The following is a 21,849-nucleotide window of genomic DNA, read 5'->3' as shown; positions in this document are numbered from 1 at the left end:
TATTTTATTTTTTTTCATTTAAGCCAAGGCTAGAATGTATATGGATGCAAATATAATTTTATTGTTGTATTTATTTTTGTGAAACCCCTAGATTTTCATCGGCATCATCTTCATCATTTTCTTCTGGAATAATATTTATTGCGGGTTTACGTAAAACTTCTTTGTTTGCTATACTTCTTTCTAACGAAAGTAATAAAGAAGGTAACAGTAATAAGTTAGATAGCATTGCAAATAATAAGGTTGTAGATACTAATGCACCTAAGGCTACTGTACCACCAAAACTAGAGAATGTAAATACTAAAAACCCAAAGAATAATACTATAGAAGTATAAAACATACTTACTCCTGTTTCGCGTAATGCTGCGTAAACAGATTTTTTAATTTTCCAGTGGTTGGCAATTAACTCTTGTCTGTATTTTGCTAAAAAGTGAATGGTATCATCTACAGATATACCAAAAGCAATACTAAATACTAATATGGTAGAGGGTTTTATAGGTACTCCTAAATAACCCATTAGTCCTGCAGTGATTAGTAATGGTAAAAGGTTTGGTATTAAAGATATAATAATCATTCTTAAAGAGCGAAACATATAAGCCATAAACAATGCAATTAGTATAATGGCTAGCGATAAAGAGATGGCTAAGTTTTTAACGAGGTATTTGGTTCCTTTTTGAAAAACTAATGCTTTACCTGTCATGGTAACATTAAAATTTTCTGCAGGAAATACCTTGTCTATTTTACTTTGAAGGTTTTCTTCAATACGTTCCATTTTATCGGTACCAATATCTTTCATAAAGGTAGTGATACGTGCATATTGTCCTGTGCTGTCTACAAAGTTTTTTAGTAAGTCTACATTAGAAGAAGAGTTTTTAGCATAAGACATGATAAAACTATTTTCTTGACTGGTTGGCAATTGGTAATATTTAGGATTGCCATTATAATAAGCCTGTTTAGAGTATTTTACTAAGCTTACTACAGAAATTGGTTTAGAGAGTTCTGGAGTTTCTAAAATAACTTCTTCTAGTTTGTCCATACGTTTTAAGGTAGAAAGTTTCATAACTCCTTTTTTACGTTTGGTGTCTACTAGAATTTCTAAAGGCATAATACCATTGAATTCTTTTTCAAAAAAGCGAATATCTTGAAAGAAACCTGCTTTTTTAGACATGTCTTCAATTAAACTACCAGAAATTTTTATTTGAAAAATACCAATTAAACTTAAGGTTAATAATACTACAGAAGTAATGTAAATGGTAATTCTTTTTTGTTTTACCATACGTTCTATCCAGTTTACAAAACCACCAATCCATTTTTTGTTTAGGTGTTCTAAATGTCTGTCTTTAGGATAAGGTAAAAACGTGTAAATAATTGGTATAATTAATAAACACAACATGAAAATGGCTAAAATGCTTAAAGAAGCAACAATACCAAATTCTTTTAATAGCTGACTTTCTGTTAAAATAAATGTAGCAAAACCAGAAGCTGTGGTAACATTAGTCATTAAAGTAGCGTTACCTACTTTGGTAATAACACGCTGTAAAGACCTTACTTTATTACCATGTAATTTTACTTCTCTTTGGTATTTATTGATTAAGAAAATACAGTTAGGTATACCAATTACAATAATTAAAGGCGGAATCAATGCGGTTAACACTGTAATTTCATATTTAAGCAAACCAATAATACCAAAGGTCCACATAACACCAAAGCAAACTACAATTAGTGATATAAATGTGGCTCTAAAAGATCTGAAAAACAAAAAGAAAATAAGCGATGTAACCAATAAAGCTAAACCAATAAATTGCCCAATTTCATCTACAATATTTTGCGCATTAAGGGTACGTATATAAGGCATCCCTGAAACTCTAACATCTAAATTGGTTTGCTTTTCAAAAGCTTCAATTTTAGGCACTAGATTATCAAAAACAAAGTCTTTTCTAGCAGCAGTATTTACAATTTCTTTATTCATGTAAATTGCAGTACGTACTGTTTTGGTGTCTTTATTGAATAAAAAGTTATCGTAAAAAGGATATTTTTTAAACAGCTCTTCTTGTAAAACATCAATTTGTGCTATAGAAGAGATAGAGTCTTTAATAAAAGGCTCTAATGCAAATTTTTCGTTTTTAGTATCTTTTACAAGTTTTTGAAGATCGCTAATAGATACAACGGTTTCAACCTCGTCTAAATTTTTAAAACTTTGTGAAAGTTGGTTCCAAGCGTTTAATTTATCTACTGTAAAAAGTGTGCTATCTTTTACACCTAAAACAATAAGGTTTCCTTCTTCACCAAAGATATCTAGAAAGTTATTATACTTTAAATTTACCTCATGGTCATCTGGTAGTAAATTAGCTTCGGTATAAGTGAAACGCATGTATTTCCATTGCGTAGCAAGTAGTACAGTAGCTGTTAATATAGCAAGGATGATGGCAATTTTATTACGCAGAATAAGTCTTGCAACAACGTCCCAAAAACTTTTTGTAAATAGTTTAAACATAGTGTAATTAAAAAAAATCCATTTAATTACATGTAATGGCTTTTACTTTAGGTAAAATATGTAGTTAAATTGGATTGGCAAAGGTAGGAAAAAGCGATGTATAACAATGGTTAAAAGTGTTATAAAGTAACGTTAAATGTAAATTTTAATGCTACATTATCTTCTACCTTAGGTAAATGATACGCTCCGTATCTGTAAGTAAAACTTAAACCAAAACCAAAAACTAGTTTATTGATTTCAAAACCAGATTCTGTATAGCCTTTATCAAGCGTATTGAAGCTTATTTGTTGGTGTCTTTCGGTATTACTCATGTTACCAATGGCAAACCTAGATATTAATACCAATTCTGGTTTAAAACGTTTACTTATTTTAAACGGACTTAAATGGTGTTTTAGTTGTAAGGTGGTAATTCTATCAGAAAAGAATTCATTAAAAAACATAGTTTCAAAACTAGTTACACCAGCAACAGAAAAACGCTGCATTATAGTTTCTTTATTAATGTTATTAGGATAGGCATGATACAAATGCGTTAAAGGAGTTTCACCATTTGCTAATCCTGCTGTAACAGTTAACAAAGAAAAAGCATCATTAGCATATTGTTTTTTAAAGATGGTTCTAAAATCAATTTTAGAGAAGTTAAAATCACTTTTAAAAACACCACTAAAACTTTTAGTGTATTGTAACGTAAATTTAGGATAGCCTTCTTTAATAATTTTTAATTTATTGTCTTTGGTTTCAAAGGTGCTAAAGGGGCTCCATTGTAAGGCGGTTTTAGAGGTGCTTAACTGTATTTGGTTGTATATTTTATTATTCACTACAAAATTATAAGCATAAGTAGTATTTATGTTACTTACAGCAAATTCTGTTTCACCAATTAAACTTGGGTTAAGTTGGTGTTCTAGTGATATGGTTTTGGTAATGTGTTTATGAAACAGATTAATGTTTAATAATCGTGGTTCAAAAAGCTGAAAAAACCTACTGTCTGTTAAAAAGGTGGAGCTTCCTGTTTCACTTAAATCGTCAGTATAAGATACATTTAACCAAGTGTTTGTTTTTTCGTTTAGTTTTACACCAGATCCAAAACTATATTTAAAAGTGTGGTCTTTAAAACCATATACTACATAGGTGTTAAAACGTATTTTTTCTGAAAAAGTATTGTTGGTTTGTCCGCCAAGTCCATTTCTTAATCCTTCATATTGGTTATACTTTACAAGGTATCTTAAATCAATATCAAAGTATTTGGTAGGAAAAAAACCATTACCTAACTGTTGTATAAAGGCTTTTCTTTTAAGCGAATCTTTTTTTACAACTTTGGTGGTGTCGTTAGCAATAGGTGTTTGCGCTTTACTTAAAAAGAAGGATAAACAGAGTAGGAGTGTAAAGCAATATTTTTTCATTAAAATTATAATGATGCATTTATTGAAGTAGCTAAAACTTCTTTAATATTAGTTCTGTATCCTAGTTCTTTAAGCACAATTTCTCCTTTTTTATTTATAACTATACTTGTAGGGAAGCTGTTTACTCCATACATGCTAATTACATGATTTGCGTCTGCTAAAATAGTATATTGAAAAGGATTGCTATCTAAAAAGGTGTGCACAATATTTTTTTTATTAAAAGTAATAGCTAAAAAAACAACTTCTTTTTCTTTAAAATTAGTGGCTAACTCATTGAGCTGTGGCATTTCTTGTATACAAGGACCACATGTAGTAAACCAGAAATTTAATACTACCACCTTGCCTTTTAACTCAGAAAGCTTGTAGGTTTTTCCGTTTAAATCTTTAGCAATAAAATCTAAGGCACGTTCACCAGGAGTAAATGCAGCTTCTGCATTTGTTTCTATACGCACAGGAGCATTACTTTTTTTAATAAAAATAACACTCTTTAATTGCTTAGTACTATCTACAAAAAACAGCGGCTTATACGCAGCGTTTGTCATTAACGATAAACTAGACATAGGTAATGTGTTGCCTTGCTCATTGTATAGCACTATATCTGGAGTAATATTTATGGGTGTTTTTTTTAGTTGTGCTTCTGTTAATTGCGTTTGGTTACTAGCAATAAAAGGATATCTATTTTGCGCAACACTAATCGAGCATTGTAGTATACATAGTATAAATAATATGTGAAGTGTTTTTGGCATATTTAGATAAACGAAAAATAGAGCATATTGGTATAAAAAAAGCGACAAGAAAGTCGCTTTTAAATTATACGGTCATGATTTCTTTTTCTTTAACAGTAAATATTTCATCCACTTTTTTAATATACTCGTCTGTTAAACCTTGCACATCTTGTTCTGCATTTTTTTGCAGATCTTCAGAGATGCCATCTATTTTTTTAAGATCGTTATTGGCTTCTTTTCTTGCATTTCTAATACCAACTTTAGCATCTTCGGCTTCTGATTTTGCTTGCTTTGCTAAGTTACGTCTACGTTCTTCTGTTAAAGGCGGAACGTTTATAATAATAGTTTCACCATTATTCATTGGGTTAAAACCAAGGTTTGCATAAGCAATACCACGTTCAATTTCTTGAAGCATGTTTTTTTCCCAAGGTTGTACCGTAATGGTTCTACCATCAGGTGTATTTACATTGGCAACTTGACTTAATGGTGTTTGTGATCCATAATAATCTACCATAACACTACCAAGCATTGCAGGACTGGCTTTACCAGCTCTAATATTTTTTAGTTGCTTTTCTAAATGCTTGATGGCATTTGTCATTGCTTCTTTGGTTCCGTCTATTATAAATTGAATGTCTTCGTTCATTATTTTAATATTTAATATGCTAGTTCGTTTTCAAAAACTAAGCCAAAGTTAAGTTTCTCGTTTTAAGAGTAATCTAATTTTGTTTGCAACAAGTTACTTACTTGTTACTAATTTTACAAGTTTACTTTAGTACCAATATTTTCACCAGAAACTACTTTTAGTAAGTTTCCTTTTTTATTCATATCAAAAACAATAATTGGCAATTGGTTTTCTTGACTTAATGTAAAAGCTGTAGTATCCATAACTTTTAAGCCTTTTCGTAATACATCGTCAAAAGTAATATGGTCAAACTTAATAGCAGAGCTATCTTTTTCAGGATCTGCATTGTAAATACCATCTACACGAGTACCTTTTAAAATAACATCTGCTTCAATTTCTATAGCACGTAAAACAGCTGCAGAATCTGTTGTAAAATATGGGTTTCCGGTTCCACCACCAAAAATAACTACACGTCCTTTACGTAAATGGCTTAATGCTTTTCTACGTATAAAAGGTTCTGCTACTTCGTTAATTTTAATGGCTGTTTGTAAGCGGGTTTTTACATCTGCATCTTCTAATGCGTTTTGTAGTGCCAAACCGTTAATAACGGTTGCAAGCATTCCCATATGGTCTCCTTGTACACGATCCATACCATTCATGGCTCCAGCAACACCTCTAAAAATGTTTCCTCCACCAATTACAATGGCAACTTCTACACCTTTCTCGGTAAGTACTTTAATTTCTTCTGCATATTCTGCTAAACGTTCTGGGTCTATACCATATTGGCGACTTCCCATTAATGCTTCACCAGATAATTTTAAAAGAATTCTTTTGTATTTCATTTTATGTTTAGCTTATGTTGTGATTCCTGCTTTTGCAGAAATTTAAGGTTTAGCAAATATAATCAATATCTTTTTTTAAGAAAGCAGATTTTTACAAATAAAAAAACCACTACGCTTAAATAAAAGAGTAGTGGTTTAATATTATTTAGATTCCTGCCTTCGCAGGAATTTGACTATCCTAAAGATACACGTTTAAATGCAGTAACCGTAAGATTTTTTGATGCTACATATTCTGCAACAGTCGTTTTTTCATCTTTAATAAACTTTTGATCTAATAAACATTGTTCTTGATCTAAAGTAGTGTTATCGCTAATAAAACGCTCCATTTTTCCTGGAAGAATTCTATCCCAGATTTGTTCTGGTTTTCCTTCTGCTTTTAATTCTGCTTTAGCATCTTCTTCTGCTTGAGCTAAAACTTCAGGAGTTAATTGTGCCATAGAGATGTATTGAGGTACGTTTTTAAGTGTTTTACCTAAACGACCTAATTCAATATTATCTTTTTCTATAACAGCTATTCTTGCTTCAGTTTCGCTAGCTACATAAGCAGGATCAAAATCTTTGTAAGATAAAGAAGTTGCTCCCATAGATGCTACTTGCATTGCTACGTCTTTTGCTACAGCTGCAGCGTCATCTGTTTTTTCAGATAAACCAACTAAAGCGCCAATTTTGTTAATGTGTACGTAAGAACCAACATAAGGTGCTTCTAATTTTTCAAAAGCGTTGATTTCTAATTTTTCACCAACAACACCTGTTTGCTCTACTAATTTTTCAGCAACTGTCATGCCTCCAAAATCTGCTGCTAAGAAATCTTCTTTGTTATCAAAGTTGATTGCTATATCTGCAAATTGGTTAGCTAAAGTTAAAAAAGATTCGTTTTTACCAACAAAATCAGTTTCACATCCTAAAACAATAGCAACACCTACAGTGTTGTCTGCATTAATTTTAGCAACTGCTGCACCTTCACTAGATTCACGATCTGCTCTTTTTGCTGCTACTTTTTGTCCTTTTTTACGTAAAACTTCAATTGCTTTATCAAAATCACCTTCTGCTTCAACTAAAGCTTTTTTGCAATCCATCATTCCAGCTCCTGTAGCTTTTCTTAATTTGTTTACTTCTGCTGCTGTTATTTTTACCATAGCTTCCATATAGTTTTTAATTTAAAAAAGTCGTTCAATAATTTCTGTAAAGAAAAGAACTAAACGACTTATTTATGTTGTGTTAACGTTATTTTATTCTTCCTCTTCTTTTGCTACTTCAGCTTTTTCAGCTTTTTTAGCTGGAGCTGCTTTCTTGTCTGCTTTTGGAGCATCTTTTTGCGCTTTACGCTCAGCTAAACCACCAGCAATTGCATTAGAAACGTGCGTTAAAATTTTGTCAATTGATTTTGAAGCATCATCATTTGCAGGTATAACGTAATCTACTTGACGTGGATCTGAGTTAGTATCTACCATTGCAAAGATAGGAATGTTTAATTTTTGTGCTTCTTTAATTGCAATATGCTCACGCTTGATATCTACAACAAATAAAGCTCCTGGTAAACGAGTCATGTCGCTAATAGAACCTAAGTTTTTTTCTAACTTCGCTCTTAAACGATCTACTTGTAATCTTTCTTTTTTAGAAAGTGTCATGAATGTTCCATCTTTCTTCATTCTATCAATAGAAGCCATTTTTTTAACCGCTTTTCTAATAGTAACAAAGTTTGTTAACATTCCTCCAGGCCAACGTTCAGTAATGTAAGGCATGTTTACTGCTCCTGCTTTTTCTGCAACGATGTCTTTTGCTTGTTTTTTTGTAGCAACAAATAAAATTTTACGACCTGATGCTGCAATTTTAGCAAGTGCTGCTCCAGCTTCGTCAATTTTAGCTGCTGTTTTATAAAGGTTGATTATATGAATGCCGTTACGCTCCATATATACGTAAGGAGCCATGTTTGGATCCCACTTACGTGTTAGGTGTCCAAAGTGTACACCTGCTTCAAGTAATTCTTTTACTTCTACTGCCATTTTGTAATAGTTTACGTTCTGTTGAATTAGCAATGTTCCATATAGCTTTTCGCTGCTGGCTTCATTTAGATGCTAAACTAAATCCTGCTTGCGCTAGGACAACAATAACTGTTTAAATACTGAAGTTTTTTCAGTATCTTTTTAATAATTTTTTTTGAACAGGATTTAAGAATCTGAAATACAGATCCTGAATCGCGTTCAGGACTTGTATTAACGTTTCGAGAATTGGAATTTCTTACGCGCTTTCTTCTGACCGAATTTCTTACGCTCTACCATTCTAGGATCTCTAGTTAATAAACCTTCTGGCTTAAGAATTAATCTGTTTTCTGCATCTACTTCGCACATTGCACGAGATAATGCTAAACGGATTGCTTCTGCTTGACCAGTAATACCACCTCCATATACATTTACTGTAATATCAAAGTTGCCATCATTGTTAGTCATAACTAAAGGTTGATTTACTTTGTACTGTAAAGTTCCAGTAGAAAAGTAATCTGTCATGTCTTTTTTATTTACTGTTATCTTACCAGTTCCTGCAGCAAGATATACACGTGCAACAGCCGTTTTTCTACGACCAATTTTGTGAATTACATCCATGTTATTTGAATTCTTCTAGGTTAATTGTTTTCGGCTTTTGCGCTTCATGTTTATGAGCTGTACCTACAACAACATTTAAATTACGGAATAGCTCTGCACCTAATTTGTTTTTAGGTAGCATTCCTTTTACTGATTTTTCCACTAATCTTGCTGGATCTTTTCCAAACAATTCTGTAGCAGTTAAACTTCTTTGACCACCTGGATAACCTGTGTGACGAATATAAGATTTGTCCGTCCACTTGTTTCCGGTTAAGTTGATTTTTTCTGCATTGATAACAATTACGTTATCTCCACAGTCAACATGTGGTGTGAAGCTAGGTTTGTGTTTTCCTCTTAAAAGTTTTGCCACTTTAGAAGATAAACGACCCAAAGATTGACCTTCAGCATCTACTAAAACCCACTGCTTATCTACAGTAGCTTTGTTTGCTGAAATCGTTTTGTAGCTTAATGTGTCCACGTTATTAATAATTTTTTACCTGTCTTTGACTAGGTAGATTAAACATTCCTCTCTTAAAAAAGAGTTTGCAAATTTACGATTATATATTTGAATACCAAATAGTGAGGTCACTTATTTTTAAAGTGATTTTCAATACCTTATATATATATTATTTACTTACTACTTTAAAATACGATTTTTAAATCGTTTCTTCTTATCTATTCATCGCTTTTACTAGCTTTGCATTTTTAAAAATAAAACTATGATTTCAGTAGATAATTTAGCAGTAGAATTTAGTGGCCATACCTTATTTAGTGATGTGTCTTTTACTATTAATGAAAATGATAAGATTGCTTTAATGGGAAAAAATGGGGCTGGTAAGTCTACCATGATGAAAATTATTGCTGGTGAACAAAAAGGAACACGCGGTAATATTCGTTTTCCTAAAGAGGCTGTGATTGCCTATTTACCACAACATTTGCTAACCGAAGATAATACTACTGTTTTTGATGAAGCTTCTAAAGCATTTAGTCATGTGTATACCATGCGTGACGAAATGGAAGCATTAAATAAACAATTAGAAACACGTACCGATTATGAATCGGATGAGTACATGAAGATTATTGAGCGTGTATCCGATATAGGAGAGAAGTATTATGCGCTGGAAGATGTAAATTATGATGCCGAAGTAGAAAAAGCATTAAAAGGTTTAGGCTTTAAACAAGAAGATTTTACCAGACTTACTAATGAGTTTAGTGGAGGATGGCGTATGCGTATTGAATTGGCTAAGATATTATTACAAAAACCAGACCTTATATTATTAGATGAGCCTACCAACCATATTGATATTGAATCTGTAATTTGGTTAGAAGACTTTCTAGTAAATAAAGCAAAAGCTGTGGTGGTTATTTCACACGATAAAGCTTTTATTGATAATATTACCAATCGTACTATTGAGGTAACTATGGGGCGTATTTATGATTATAAAGCCAACTATAGTCATTATTTACAACTGCGTGAAGATAGACGTGCGCATCAAATTAAAGCCTATGAAGAGCAACAAAAATTTATAGCAGACAACCAAGCGTTTATAGATAGGTTTAAAGGTACCTACTCTAAAACCAACCAAGTAACTTCTAGAGAGCGAATGCTTGAAAAATTACAGCTTATTGAAATTGATGATATAGATACTTCTGCATTAAAATTACGTTTCCCAAAAACGCAGCGTTCTGGTGATTATCCGGTTACAGTAAAAGAGGTTTCCAAATCCTATGACGATCATGTGGTGTTTCATAATGCAAACATGTCTATTTCTCGTGGAGAAAAAGTGTGTTTTGTAGGTAGAAATGGAGAAGGAAAGTCTACCATGATAAAATCCATTTTAGGCGAAATTGAAGTAGAAGGGCAATGTACTTTAGGCCATAATGTAAAAGTGGGTTACTTTGCACAAAACCAAGCCGCTTTGTTAGATGAAAATTTAACCATATTTCAAACCGTTGATGAAGTAGCAAAAGGTGATATACGTACACAGATAAAAAATATCTTGGGTCGTTTTATGTTTAAAGGAGACGATATTGATAAAAAAGTAGGTGTGCTTTCTGGAGGAGAAAAAACCAGATTAGCTATGGTAAAACTTTTATTAGAACCAGTAAACTTGCTTATTTTAGATGAGCCTACCAATCACTTAGATTTAAAGTCTAAAGATGTTTTAAAAGAAGCTTTGTTAGAGTTTGATGGTACCTTAATTCTTGTTTCGCATGATAGAGATTTTTTACAAGGCTTGGCAAACAAAGTATTTGAGTTTAAAGAAAAACGTGTTATTGAGCATTTTGAAACTATTGACGATTTCTTAGCTAGAAATAGAATAGAAAGCTTAAAAGCAATAGATTTATAATAGCTACAAATTTTTAAAAAGAGGCCATGTATTTATATGTTGCCTCTTTTTTTTGTCTTGATTTTTGTGTAATTATCTGGTAATTAATATTTTGTTGTTTGGGTTTCGGAATTGTTTTGTAATGAACCAACTACACAATATTTATTTTAACCATTAGTTATATGTTTATGCGAGTAGTATTTGTTATTCTATTTTTAAGTAGTTCTCTAGGTGCTTTTGCACAATTAAAGCCAGGTTTTAACGCAAACGAAGCCACTTCAACCATAGCCATGTGTAATAGTTTTAATTTTATAAAACAATTTGGCAGCAACAAAAACATTATTCCTGCCCATTATAATAAACACTATGCTTCAGATGTTTTTGGTATGGATAATAAGTTTGAAGTGTATACTAGTGCTACTACAGCAATTATTAATTACAGAGGCTCAACAGATAAAATGATTAGTTGGGTAGAAAACTTTTACTCTGCTATGATTCCTGCAAAGGGAACCATCGTTATAGAGGAAGAAGCACACGATTATATATTTGCAAATAACGATAAAGCATCTGTTCATGCAGGATACGGATTAACAGTAGTTATGCTTTCTAATGAAATGATAACACAAATAAAAGCCTTAAACGCAAAGGGAATTTATAATATAATCATCACAGGACACAGCCAAGGTGGTGCTTTGGCAAGTTTAACAAGGGCTTATTTAGAAAATGTACCCAAAACAATTTTGTCAAATAAAAATAATTATAAAACCTATGCTTATGCGCAACCCATGTGTGGTAATAAGGAGTTTGCTGAAGAATATAATACGCGATTTAGTATGCAAGGAACTAGTTTTTCAATTATAAACCCAGAAGATCCTGTGCCTAAAATGCCACTTAATTATGAAGAAGATACACTAATTACCAAAGAAAAAATAGGCGGATGGCTTTTCGGAAACAAAGAATTTAAAGCAAAAAATCTAGGTAAAGATGCTTTTGTGCGTTTGTTTGAAAGAGGCTTAACGGGTTATGTAAAAGGAAGCAATACCTTAATAAATAAAATTCTAGGTTTAAAATTCGGAAAAATTGAAATGCCAGACTTTGTAGCAGATATCAATTACTATCCTATAGGAACACCTGTAGAAATACCTGCTTTTACTTACCCAAAAATAGCAGTAGATATTACAGAGTTAACAGAAAAAGAAAAGCAAGATTTAAAACAAGATAGTAACGGAAAATGGTATAAAAAAGAAAGCAAGTTTTTTCAGCATAAGCCATATAACTACTATGTAGCTGTGCTTAAAAAATGGAATACTAAAGCATATAATGGTTTAGAAACAACGTATTTACACAGTGATTTGTAATCTTGTATTTCCTTTAAATTCAGTCTTTTTTCCTTTAAAAAAGTATAATATATTCTGCTGTTTGCTGCAGCTTTACTGGTGGTTTTAAGTGTTTTTAAACTTATAAATAAATGCTAAACCCTTTTATAATAATAGATAAGAGAGTTTTTTTAACTATTTTTGCAGCAATATGCAAGAATTAAAACTATCCGATTGGTTACCTACCACAAACAAAGAGGTTAAAATACGCGGTTGGCAAGAGCTAGACGTTATACTTTTTAGTGGAGATGCTTATGTAGATCATCCAACATTTGGTCCTGCAGTAATAGGTCGTATGTTAGAAAGTTTTGGCTTGCGTGTAGCTATTGTTCCGCAACCTAATGTAAACGATAATCTTCAGGATTTTGTAAAGCTTGGTGCACCAAAATTATTTTTTGGAGTAACAGGTGGTTGTATGGATCCTATGATTAGCAATTATAACGCCAATAAAAAAAGACGTGATAAAGATGCCTATACACCAAATGGTGATATTGGTTTTCGTCCGGATTATGCAACAACCGTTTATTCTAAAATTTTAAAAGAAAAATGGCCGGATGTACCTGTTTTAATTGGTGGTATTGAAGCTTCTTTACGTCGTGTTACGCATTATGATTATTGGAGCGATAAATTATTACCTTCTATTTTAGAAACTTCTAAAGCAGATATGTTGGTTTATGGTATGGGTGAGCAACCCTTGCGTGAAGTAGTGCGTTTGCTAGAAAAAGGAGTTCCTTTTAGTAGTATAAATACCGTAAATCAAACCGCTGTACTTTTAAACGAAGGGGATAAAATTCCTAAAAACAGCAATTGGCAAGATGTAGAAATTGCATCGCATGAAGTTTGTTTGAAGGATAAGAAAAAATACGCTTCTAACTTTAAAGTTATTGAGCAAGAGTCTAATAAATTAGCAGCAAGACGTATTTTTCAAAAAATAGGCGATAAGACCTTAATGATCAATCCGCCTTATCCAACCATGACAGAAGCAGAGATTGATGCTTCTTTCGATTTGCCTTACACCAGATTACCACACCCAAAATACAATAAGCGAGGACCAATTCCTGCCTTTGAAATGATTAAGTTTTCTATCAACATTCACAGAGGATGCTTTGGTGGTTGTAGCTTTTGTACCATTTCAGCACATCAAGGAAAATTTATTGCTTCAAGAAGCCAGGAGTCTATTTTAAAAGAAGTAGATACTGTAGCAAATATGCCTGACTTTAAAGGGTATTTATCAGATATTGGAGGACCAAGTGCCAACATGTATCAAATGAAAGGGAAGGTGCAATCTATTTGTGACAAGTGTGTGGCACCTAGTTGTATTTCGCCAGTAATTTGTAGTAATTTAGATACGTCGCACAAACCGTTGACCGAGTTATACCAAGCAGTAGATAGTCACCCGAAAGTAAAAAAATCGTTTATAGGTTCTGGTATTCGTCACGATATGTTAGTGCCAGAATTTAATAAAAATGCAGATCCTAAAGAGTTAGATGCTTATACCGAAGAGGTAATGACCAAACACGTTTCTGGTAGACTAAAAGTAGCACCAGAACACACTAGTGATCCGGTTTTAAAACTCATGCGTAAGCCGTCTTTTAGTTACTTTCATAAGTTTAAAGAACGTTTTGATAAGATTAATATTAAGAAAGGGTTGAAGCTTCAGCTAATTCCTTATTTTATTTCTAATCATCCTGCTTGCGAAGTAGAAGATATGGCTAACCTAGCTGCAGAAACCAAAGATATGGGCTTTCAGTTAGAGCAAGTACAAGGCTTTACGCCAACACCAATGACAGTGGCTACGGTAATATATTATAGTGGGTATCATCCTTATACACTTAAAAAAGTAAATACGCCAAAAACTAGAAAAGAAAAAGAAGAGCAACATCGTTTTTTCTTCTGGTATAAAGACGAAAATAAAGCGTGGATTAAAAAGACCTTGAACAAAGTGGGTCGTCAAGATTTATTAGATGTGTTACTTCCTGCTAAAACCGAAAAATGGCGTAAAAACAAACCGAAAGGAGAAGCTAAAAATACCTTTAATGATGCTGTGCCTTTTAATCAACGTAAAAATAAGGTAAAGTATAAAGGAAAGAATAAGAAGAAGAGGAGGTAGGTTACTTACTTATAACTTTATTTAATGAAGTTATAGAGGGTAGATATTTTTTCAATAGGTTAATGTTTCTTGTATCGTTTTTATCGAATATTGATTTAGGATTAAACTTTTGAATTAATTTATCATTAAATATTATTTTACCATCAATAATTATTTCATAATAATACTCTGTTTTTGAATTTTCTTTACCTTCAATTTTAGATTTATGCTTTAGCTTAATGTTTTTTATTTTACCATAATGACCTGTAAATATCAAAGGATTACTTCTACCTCCTTGATAGGTATATAGATATTTTGCTTCTGTAATACCTAAAGGGAAATCCTGAATAACATTTCCTTGTTCGATTGCGTGGAAGTAGAATTTATTACTTTTAATTAATTTTGAAATATCTTTTTTTCTGCAAAATCCTAAAGCTACTTTAATTTGTGGCTGTGGTTCTTTAGTTAAATAATTTGAATACTCTTTTTTTGTAGTAAAGCCCCTTATTTTTTTACGGTATAACTCAGCAGTTTGTTCGTTTTCAATTTCTAGTTTTCTTTTTTTACTGATGTCTAAGTATTCTTTTTCTTTATCAATTCCTAAAAAACGTCTATTTGCTAAGTTAGCAGCAATTCCAGTTGTACTGCTACCAGAAAAAGGATCTAATATCCAAGCATTAGGCTTTGTAGAAGCTAAAATTAAACGAGTTAAAACAGATAACGGTTTTTGTGTTGGGTGTTTTTTGCAGCTTTTTTCCCAAGGAGCAATTGCAGGTAATTTCCAAACATCTTTCATTTGCTTATTACCATTAAGCTGTTTCATTAACTCATAATTAAAGTAATGAGGTACTTTTTCATGTTTTCTAGCCCAAATAATTTGCTCTGTTGAATGTGTGAAAAAACGACAAGAAAAATTTGGTGGAGGATTAGACTTTTGCCATGTAATTATATTTAATATTTTATAGCCTAATTCGGTTAATATTTGGCCAACACTAAAAATATTGTGCATAGTACCACTAATCCATATAGTGCCATCATCTTTTAAATTGTCTCTAACTTTAGATAACCATTGCCTGTTAAATTCATTTATATATTCAGTTCCATACGATTTATCCCATTTACCCTTGTTTACAGAAACAATTTTACCACTTTGTATAGATAAACCATTATTAGATAAAAAATACGGAGGATCTGCAAAAACCATATCAAATTTATGGTCGATTTTTGGTAACAAATCCATTGTGTCTCCTTTTAGAAGATAAAATTTTTTGTCTTTGGATTTATAGTATGGTTTAAGCATATGCAAATATAGAGAGATTTATTTTGATACGTATTGTCTGTAGACTTATTGTGTGTTAAAGTTGATATTTGAGCTATGAATAAAAATGATGTTTTAGTTGAATTCGGTAATAAAATTAGACAATTGCGAGACGAAAAAGGTTGGAGTCAGGAAGAGCTTGCTTTTAAATCAGGTTTTCATAGGACTTATATAGGAATGATTGAAAGAGCAGAACGCAATATCTCTTTGAAAAATATTGCAAGAATGGCTTTAGCTTTTGATGTTAAAATCGAAGAACTATTCATTAATACAAATAAAATATGATTGAAGTTGATTTAACTGAAGTGAATTTCAGTCAAAACAGAGAAGAATTTAGAAAAGAAATTATTACTATTTTTTTAGAAGAAAATCCAGGAACAGGAAAAGGAGCTAACACATCAAGATACAAATATGTTGTTAGAGTTTTACCTAATGGTAATAAAGTTTACTTAAGTCGTCCAGCAAATTTTAATAATGGTTTCGATTTTACTCTAAATGTTGAGAATACTAATTTTAATGCTGGCTTACTAAATAAAAAAGGAAGCGCTAAAAGAGCAAGTACAAGGCCAACTCACGAGAATATTTTAGCAGATTTAAGAAATAAAAAAACGGAAAACACTACTTTATATAATTCATTTATTACTCAAGTTGAATTGATTTATAACTGTAAAAATCCTATAAATATGCATCTTGCATTTATAACAGGACATTCTAGCGAATTATTATTAGAATGTATAAAATGGCTTTTTGAAGAGCAAGATGTAACCTATTGGAATTATTCTGGTCGAGCTATGTTTTATAACGCAATTAAAAACATATAATATGCCAAGAATACCAAATACTGTAGGCGGAGGTTCAAGAACAAATCTTAATGGGCTTAAATTTGAAGCTAGAGCAGATTTAAGAGATGCTATAATTGCACATCCTGACTATGTCTTAAATAATGATAAGGTGTATAAAGATGGTGAAGTAATTGCAAGATATTTTGAAAAACACGGTTTGTATAAGAAATTATTAGAACCTAAAGGAATTGATTATAGAAATAGGATATCTGCGAAGCTATTACCTGATGGCGCGTTACTTGTAGGGAATACAATATATATAATAGAAAAGAAATATCAAGCTGGCAGTGGTTCAGTAGCAGAGAAATTGCAAACATGTGATTTTAAGAAAAAACAGTATATCAAACTTTTTGATGGGCTAGATTTTGAAGTAGAGTATTATTACGTGTTGAATGATTGGTTTGATCAGCCTGTATTTCAAGATGTATTTGATTATATTGAAAGTGTAGGTTGTAAGTATTTTATTGTTGATTTACCTCTAAGTGAATTAGGTCTTTAGTTTTTAGATGTATCATTATGTAATTCAAACGTCATATTTGAAATCTTAATCTCTTTGGTTTTAACTTTAATATTTTTGAATCAAAAAGAGATTATTTTTTAGCTGAAATCTCCTTTTTTAATAAAAAACTGTCAGCATTTAAAAGAAATCCATTGTGTTCCTATAAGGAGCTACAATGGATTTATGTTTAGATTTAAAATAGGATTAAGTACTATTTATAACTTTATCTAACACCATTTAAATAGCCTAAAGCATATGCTGCATGAGGACTTTTGTGTCTTCTTTGTCCTTTTTGACTTTCGACTAAACTATCAAGTGTGTCACCTAAATTTATGTTTTCACTTCTTTCTAAACCATGTTGATAGCCAATTTCATATGCGTACGCGGCACATTTATGACGACCTGCACCACCTTGGTCTATTGGTAAATCGCTTACAATAACATCAGTTTCTGAATGTTCTTTTTTGCATGCCATAATTTGTTTGTATTGTAAATTTATAGCTTTAGCTAATTTTTATTCTAACTTTTTTATATAAGTTTCTTAAGAATCCCGTTTTTCAGCATTTCTAGGTTTAGCAAGTATTCTGCTTTGTCAAAGTACTCTCTTAATGGTAGAACAGCACTTAACCAACCTGCTCCATCTGTTATCCAAATAAACTCAATATTTTGTGCATTCCAATATTGATTCATATTTACATATTCTGTAGCTGTAGATTTTAGTTTAGAACCACCGCTATTATAGAAATTAACTTCAAAAAAGTAAAGTTTACCATTATTATTGATAACATAATCTAATCTACGAGAAGATTTATCTACCGCTAATTCAATACCCCAAGCACTCTTAATGGCTGTTGCATTGGCTTCTTTTAAGTATGATAAATTCAGTTCTTGACAAACTTCATTAATGTAAAACTCAACAGCATTCTCCATTTGATGGCCTCCTCTGTTTTTTCTTCCATTACTATCTAGGCCAACTTCTACACCTGTAGCATAATCTACTAAATTTTTTACTCTTTTATCTTTTATTAAATCACCTAAACCGCAACCCATAAAAAAAGTGGATATGCTTTCTGCTTCCTGTTGATTAGGTGCTTTTATAGATAAATCAAAATGGTCGTATTGAAATGTTTTAAGGTCAGAAACTATGTTTATTTTTTGTTCCTTTTTGGTTTTAAATCTAATAGCTAATAGAATTGGTATTACATTTACAACCTTTGGATATTGAAGTATTAATTTAGTTAGTTCTTCCTTAATATTTTCTTTACCAATTAGAACATTTAAAATATTCAATTCAACTTCGTGTGGTTCAATATTATTATGAACTTTTTCCCATTTCACAAAGTAATCCCATTGGGTGATTCCTTTTAGTTTTAAGGTTGATATGATATAGTCAAATAATTCATCGTCTGAATTAAAATCTAATAGATTGGTTAGTTTTTTCATAAATTTTCCTGTAAACTGTTTCTAATTTCTTTTTTCACTAACCATTTATGAATTTTTTCAACAAGTTCAAATTGTTCATCTGTAATTTGATCACCAGAGACGTGTGAAACTATATTTCTTATAAGATTAATTTTATTAAACCAAGCTAATTGTTCTTTTTTGTTGCTTTTTTCAGTACCAGGTAGCGTATAGTTTATTTCCATAAACTTCTCCCTTTTACCAGTGTCTGGATTTATTCTAGACCAATTTTGCGAAGCAATTTGTTCATAATGAATTAAGTTTAGATTATCCCATTCTGTTGTTTCCTCCTCTTTAGACCTTTCTCTATTCTTTTTACGCATTAATTCTTCAGCTCTATCTTGAACTTTTTCTGGAACACCTTTTTTCCATGCCCACTCATCTGTTAGTTTCTCAATTAATTCTTTTTTAAAGTCCTCTTTTAAGAAAATCTCAATATCTTTAATGTAATTGTATGTTTTATTATTTAATTGCCTTTCTTGTCTTTTGATATAATCATCTAACCCTTCTGGACTAAAGTGAGGGTTTTTATCTCTAACTGCAAGTTGGAATTGACGCCAATAGATGACAGGAGCTCCTGCACCTTTCTCTCTCATTAACTTTTCTTTATTTGGAGTATCTATGTTTACGACAAAATCGATAAGACCGTCTAAATAATGTTTTGATGAATCTATAATTGTTAATAGATTCGTTTTATTCATTAATAGCGATTGTTTACTTTCTATAGTTAAAAGTATATCACTCAAAAGCATAATTGTTGAGGTAATACCTTTGTTAACAAAAAGGAAACTATCCTTACCCTTTAAAAAATCAAATTCAAGATTTTCATAAAGATATTGAAAGCAGTCTTTCAGATATCTTTTCATAAGAAAGAAAGCTACATCCAAATCTCCTTTATAAAAAATACCTGTTTCTTCTATTTCAGTTTTAGAAACCTTCCCTAGAAACTTAGTTTTTTTTATACCAATACCAAATGCGGTAGTTGTTAAAATCCTTTTGTCCTCACCAATAGAGATATAATTAAAAAAAGGTGAATCTTTATCTTCACCTAAAGAAATTGCAATTCTTGAACAAATAGCTTGCATTTGTTCTTTTAAATTTTTTGAACTCCATTTTAAGTCTGCATTAAGAGTATCTCTTAAGGTTTTTGGTACCGCTTTTTGATTTTCATTTATTTGCATAAATAAATCAACCTGTTCTGTTTTACTAAGGTTAACAAAAGCAACAACAGGAATTGAGTTTGTTGATTTATATTTAGATGATGCATAACCATATAGCCTATGTTGACCATCTATTATGTATGCGCTTTTATATTCTTTAGGTAAATATAATACTCCAATATTTGAAATAGCATCCTCCACTTGGGTATTAGCCGGCTCCCATTTTAATTTTCTTTTTGTTTCAATATTAATTATTATTGAATTAGGAAAAAACCCAGGGCTCTCTTCATTTTCAATAAATTCTGAAACCGATCTTAGCCTACTTTTTTTTATAACTCTTTGATACGTTGGCATCATATTGTTATTCGCCTTATTTCTATGTAAGACATAACCAATTTTTAACAACTTTTCTGGCTCTATAGAAAATGAATAATATAAATGTCCACCCATTTTACCGGTAATGGCTGGAATCTTGTTTTTTAGTTCTGGAATTGTAGTACCCGCAAATAATGACCCCAAAAACTGGTACTTAGCAGCAGACCCTAGTTCTTTAAACATGTCTAGATAATAGTCAATAGTTTCTTCATCAAAATGAATACCACCTAGAGCTTCTAATCTTTCTAAATCAACATCAGAAATCGTTTGATTTTCAGTCGCTAGGATAAACTTCTTTTTCAATTTTGTCGGTGAAAATAGTTTGTTAATTGAATTTTCAATCCCTCTTTTTTTTGTTTCCCAACTTTCTAGTAACTGTTTGAAATTACCTCTTTTTCTTTCTTTTGAAGATTTACATTCTACATAAATTGCACATTCATTATCCTTTGCAAAAACATCTATTTGTTGTGTATTATCATCGTCGTAAGGAAGTACAAAACTTCTATCTTGATTAAGGAAATCAAAACCTAAATTTGAAATCATCACCCAAACTTTGTTTTCAAAAGTTAAATCGTGACTTTTCAGTGTTTTCATTTTAATAGACTTACTATAATCTCTATCAAATACCCATCCTTTTTCTTCATATTCTTTTTTTACAGACTCCCTATGCTCATCATCTTTAACAGGTATTGTTTCAAATTCGTAAATGTTTTTTCTTTTTCTTCTCTCAGTATTTAATTGGTTATCAGAAATTAATTTACCTAGAATTTGAGTCTTCTGTTTTTCATTCATATTTGTTTTTTAATTAGTGATTAATAGCTCTTTTAATTTACCCCTTTTTTTAGCATTAGCGTTTATGCTTCTTCTAGCATCCACTCTGTATATATTAAAATCAGCATAAAGATCGTCAAAAAAGTTATCGTCAGGATTTTTTCCTTTAACATCCGAGTTGCTTAAAATCCATTGATGGTTTTGGTTGTTTAATTCTATACAAAAATCTCTTAAACGTATTTGTTCTTCATCATTAAAATCATCTTTAGCATACGAGTTAAAACTAGATGTATTACTTAATGGTTTGTAAGGAGGGTCGAAATAGAAAAAAGTATTGTTGGTTGCATGATTTAAAGTTTCGGTATAATCTCCATTTAGTATTTCTACTCTTTGTAAAACTTCAGAAACTGCTAATAAGTTTTCTTCGTTACAAATTAATGGTTTTTTATAACTTCCGATAGGTACATTAAATTCATTTTTTTTATTCACTCTAAATAAACCATTAAAGCAGGTTCTGTTTAAAAATATAAAAAGTGCACTATGGGTTGTTTGTTCTTGGGTTCTTGAATTAAAAAGACTTCTTTTTTCGTAATAATATTCTTTTTTGTCTGCTTCTATCTCAGATATTTGATAGTATTCTTCTTGCCATTCGTATAGTAGTTCTATAAGATTAGTGACATCGTTTTTAATGGTTAAATAGCAGTCTGTTAGGTCTTTATTAATGTCGTTAATTATTGCGTTTTGCATATTTGGAAATTGTTCTAACATCCAAAAAAGGATAGCTCCACTTCCTACAAAAGGTTCTATGAATGTAAAAGGTCTATCTATAATGTTTTCTGGTAATTGATTTTTAATTTCATCAATTAATTGAGTTTTTCCTCCAGCCCATTTTAAAAATGGTTTTGCAGCTTTAGTTGACATACTTGTTATATGGTTATGTGTAAAAATACACTTATAGTTTTTTAGTTTTAA

Annotated in this window: 19 protein-coding genes and 1 pseudogene; 6 read left to right on the top strand and 14 right to left on the bottom strand. The window is 31.2% G+C overall.

Features of this window, described 5'->3' with window-relative positions; all coding sequences use genetic code 11:
• Positions 1-70 precede the first annotated feature (70 nt).
• From ACFSSB_RS09680 to rplM, 9 genes are all read right to left on the bottom strand, one after another.
• A complete protein-coding gene (locus ACFSSB_RS09680; protein ID WP_379903616.1) occupies positions 71-2,491 on the bottom strand; it encodes an efflux RND transporter permease subunit in 2,421 nt (806 codons plus the stop codon).
• A gap of 119 nt (positions 2,492-2,610) precedes the next feature.
• Positions 2,611-3,888 carry a DUF5686 family protein gene (locus ACFSSB_RS09675; protein WP_379903614.1) on the bottom strand — a complete coding sequence of 426 codons (1,278 nt, stop codon included), beginning with the start codon at positions 3,886-3,888 and terminating at the stop codon, positions 2,611-2,613.
• Positions 3,889-3,893: 5 nt separating this feature from the next.
• Entirely contained in the window at positions 3,894-4,634 is a 741-nt protein-coding gene (locus ACFSSB_RS09670; protein ID WP_379903612.1) for a peroxiredoxin family protein, read from the bottom strand.
• A 64-nt stretch (positions 4,635-4,698) separates the two neighbouring features.
• Positions 4,699-5,256, bottom strand: coding sequence for a ribosome recycling factor (gene frr, locus ACFSSB_RS09665; protein WP_379903610.1), 558 nt, complete (start codon positions 5,254-5,256; stop codon positions 4,699-4,701).
• 113 nt (positions 5,257-5,369) lie between these two features.
• Entirely contained in the window at positions 5,370-6,077 is a 708-nt protein-coding gene (gene pyrH, locus ACFSSB_RS09660; RefSeq protein ID WP_379903608.1) for a UMP kinase, read from the bottom strand.
• Positions 6,078-6,250: 173 nt separating this feature from the next.
• Positions 6,251-7,213: a translation elongation factor Ts gene (gene tsf / locus ACFSSB_RS09655; RefSeq protein ID WP_379903606.1), complete on the bottom strand. Its 963-nt coding sequence runs from the start codon at positions 7,211-7,213 to the stop codon at positions 6,251-6,253.
• A 93-nt stretch (positions 7,214-7,306) separates the two neighbouring features.
• The gene (rpsB, locus tag ACFSSB_RS09650) at positions 7,307-8,080 is read right to left on the bottom strand and encodes a 30S ribosomal protein S2 (RefSeq protein WP_379903604.1); all 774 of its coding nucleotides are present in this window, start codon (positions 8,078-8,080) and stop codon (positions 7,307-7,309) included.
• A 210-nt stretch (positions 8,081-8,290) separates the two neighbouring features.
• Positions 8,291-8,677, bottom strand: coding sequence for a 30S ribosomal protein S9 (gene rpsI, locus ACFSSB_RS09645; protein ID WP_379903602.1), 387 nt, complete (start codon positions 8,675-8,677; stop codon positions 8,291-8,293).
• 1 nt (position 8,678) lies between these two features.
• Positions 8,679-9,134: a 50S ribosomal protein L13 gene (rplM, locus tag ACFSSB_RS09640; RefSeq protein ID WP_379903600.1), complete on the bottom strand. Its 456-nt coding sequence runs from the start codon at positions 9,132-9,134 to the stop codon at positions 8,679-8,681.
• A 241-nt stretch (positions 9,135-9,375) separates the two neighbouring features.
• Between rplM and ACFSSB_RS09635 the strand changes: the two genes are divergently transcribed.
• The 3 genes from ACFSSB_RS09635 to ACFSSB_RS09625 all read left to right on the top strand — a co-directional run bounded on the left by ACFSSB_RS09635 (position 9,376) and on the right by ACFSSB_RS09625 (position 14,472).
• Positions 9,376-11,007 carry an ABC-F family ATP-binding cassette domain-containing protein gene (locus ACFSSB_RS09635; protein WP_379903598.1) on the top strand — a complete coding sequence of 544 codons (1,632 nt, stop codon included), beginning with the start codon at positions 9,376-9,378 and terminating at the stop codon, positions 11,005-11,007.
• 167 nt (positions 11,008-11,174) lie between these two features.
• On the top strand, positions 11,175-12,344 hold the full coding sequence (locus ACFSSB_RS09630) for a lipase family protein (protein WP_379903596.1): 1,170 nt from the start codon (positions 11,175-11,177) through the stop codon (positions 12,342-12,344).
• Between the two features lie 169 nt (positions 12,345-12,513).
• A complete protein-coding gene (locus ACFSSB_RS09625) occupies positions 12,514-14,472 on the top strand; it encodes a YgiQ family radical SAM protein (protein ID WP_379903594.1) in 1,959 nt (652 codons plus the stop codon).
• Between the two features lie 484 nt (positions 14,473-14,956).
• On the opposite strand, the pseudogene ACFSSB_RS09620 reads toward ACFSSB_RS09625, so the two are convergent.
• Positions 14,957-15,751: pseudogene (locus ACFSSB_RS09620) on the bottom strand (DNA-methyltransferase); the annotation flags it as partial.
• A gap of 75 nt (positions 15,752-15,826) precedes the next feature.
• Here ACFSSB_RS09620 and ACFSSB_RS09615 point away from each other — a divergent pair.
• Genes ACFSSB_RS09615 through ACFSSB_RS09605 form a run of 3 tightly spaced genes read left to right on the top strand, consistent with a single transcriptional unit; the run spans position 15,827 to position 17,110 of the window.
• On the top strand, positions 15,827-16,054 hold the full coding sequence (locus tag ACFSSB_RS09615; protein ID WP_379903592.1) for a helix-turn-helix domain-containing protein: 228 nt from the start codon (positions 15,827-15,829) through the stop codon (positions 16,052-16,054).
• Positions 16,051-16,590: a hypothetical protein gene (locus ACFSSB_RS09610; RefSeq protein ID WP_379903590.1), complete on the top strand. Its 540-nt coding sequence runs from the start codon at positions 16,051-16,053 to the stop codon at positions 16,588-16,590. Before ACFSSB_RS09615 ends, ACFSSB_RS09610 begins: the two co-directional genes overlap by 4 nt.
• 1 nt (position 16,591) lies before the next feature.
• Complete coding sequence (locus tag ACFSSB_RS09605; RefSeq protein ID WP_379903588.1) at positions 16,592-17,110, top strand: hypothetical protein; 519 nt, start codon at positions 16,592-16,594, stop codon at positions 17,108-17,110.
• Positions 17,111-17,333: 223 nt separating this feature from the next.
• Here the strand turns inward: ACFSSB_RS09605 and ACFSSB_RS09600 are convergent, their stop codons facing one another.
• Genes ACFSSB_RS09600 through ACFSSB_RS09585 form a run of 4 tightly spaced genes read right to left on the bottom strand, consistent with a single transcriptional unit; the run spans position 17,334 to position 21,798 of the window.
• Positions 17,334-17,585, bottom strand: coding sequence for a hypothetical protein (locus ACFSSB_RS09600; protein ID WP_379903586.1), 252 nt, complete (start codon positions 17,583-17,585; stop codon positions 17,334-17,336).
• Between the two features lie 53 nt (positions 17,586-17,638).
• Positions 17,639-18,553: a type II restriction endonuclease gene (locus ACFSSB_RS09595; protein ID WP_379903584.1), complete on the bottom strand. Its 915-nt coding sequence runs from the start codon at positions 18,551-18,553 to the stop codon at positions 17,639-17,641.
• Complete coding sequence (locus ACFSSB_RS09590) at positions 18,550-20,898, bottom strand: DGQHR domain-containing protein (RefSeq protein WP_379903582.1); 2,349 nt, start codon at positions 20,896-20,898, stop codon at positions 18,550-18,552. The genes ACFSSB_RS09595 and ACFSSB_RS09590 overlap by 4 nt, the downstream gene beginning before the upstream one ends.
• 9 nt (positions 20,899-20,907) lie before the next feature.
• Positions 20,908-21,798 carry a DNA adenine methylase gene (locus ACFSSB_RS09585; RefSeq protein ID WP_379903580.1) on the bottom strand — a complete coding sequence of 297 codons (891 nt, stop codon included), beginning with the start codon at positions 21,796-21,798 and terminating at the stop codon, positions 20,908-20,910.
• Positions 21,799-21,849: the final 51 nt, after the last annotated feature.

This window comes from Lacinutrix gracilariae (assembly GCF_042684485.1).
Lineage (GTDB): Bacteria > Bacteroidota > Bacteroidia > Flavobacteriales > Flavobacteriaceae > Oceanihabitans > Oceanihabitans gracilariae.
Note: the sequence above shows the minus strand (reverse complement) of the source record. Positions and strands in the feature narration are given on the sequence as shown.

Bases quoted from the DNA above. Each gene is read 5' to 3' on its own strand.
- ACFSSB_RS09680 (WP_379903616.1), bottom strand. From the start codon at position 2,491: ATGTTTAAACTATTTACAAAAAGTTTTTGGGACGTTGTTGCAAGACTT.
- ACFSSB_RS09675 (WP_379903614.1), bottom strand. From the start codon at position 3,888: ATGAAAAAATATTGCTTTACACTCCTACTCTGTTTATCCTTCTTTTTA.
- ACFSSB_RS09670 (WP_379903612.1), bottom strand. From the start codon at position 4,634: ATGCCAAAAACACTTCACATATTATTTATACTATGTATACTACAATGC.
- frr (WP_379903610.1), bottom strand. From the start codon at position 5,256: ATGAACGAAGACATTCAATTTATAATAGACGGAACCAAAGAAGCAATG.
- pyrH (WP_379903608.1), bottom strand. From the start codon at position 6,077: ATGAAATACAAAAGAATTCTTTTAAAATTATCTGGTGAAGCATTAATG.
- tsf (WP_379903606.1), bottom strand. From the start codon at position 7,213: ATGGTAAAAATAACAGCAGCAGAAGTAAACAAATTAAGAAAAGCTACA.
- rpsB (WP_379903604.1), bottom strand. From the start codon at position 8,080: ATGGCAGTAGAAGTAAAAGAATTACTTGAAGCAGGTGTACACTTTGGA.
- rpsI (WP_379903602.1), bottom strand. From the start codon at position 8,677: ATGGATGTAATTCACAAAATTGGTCGTAGAAAAACGGCTGTTGCACGT.
- ACFSSB_RS09635 (WP_379903598.1), top strand. From the start codon at position 9,376: ATGATTTCAGTAGATAATTTAGCAGTAGAATTTAGTGGCCATACCTTA.
- ACFSSB_RS09630 (WP_379903596.1), top strand. From the start codon at position 11,175: ATGCGAGTAGTATTTGTTATTCTATTTTTAAGTAGTTCTCTAGGTGCT.
- ACFSSB_RS09625 (WP_379903594.1), top strand. From the start codon at position 12,514: ATGCAAGAATTAAAACTATCCGATTGGTTACCTACCACAAACAAAGAG.
- ACFSSB_RS09615 (WP_379903592.1), top strand. From the start codon at position 15,827: ATGAATAAAAATGATGTTTTAGTTGAATTCGGTAATAAAATTAGACAA.
- ACFSSB_RS09610 (WP_379903590.1), top strand. From the start codon at position 16,051: ATGATTGAAGTTGATTTAACTGAAGTGAATTTCAGTCAAAACAGAGAA.
- ACFSSB_RS09605 (WP_379903588.1), top strand. From the start codon at position 16,592: ATGCCAAGAATACCAAATACTGTAGGCGGAGGTTCAAGAACAAATCTT.
- ACFSSB_RS09600 (WP_379903586.1), bottom strand. From the start codon at position 17,585: ATGGCATGCAAAAAAGAACATTCAGAAACTGATGTTATTGTAAGCGAT.
- ACFSSB_RS09595 (WP_379903584.1), bottom strand. From the start codon at position 18,553: ATGAAAAAACTAACCAATCTATTAGATTTTAATTCAGACGATGAATTA.
- ACFSSB_RS09590 (WP_379903582.1), bottom strand. From the start codon at position 20,898: ATGAATGAAAAACAGAAGACTCAAATTCTAGGTAAATTAATTTCTGAT.
- ACFSSB_RS09585 (WP_379903580.1), bottom strand. From the start codon at position 21,798: ATGTCAACTAAAGCTGCAAAACCATTTTTAAAATGGGCTGGAGGAAAA.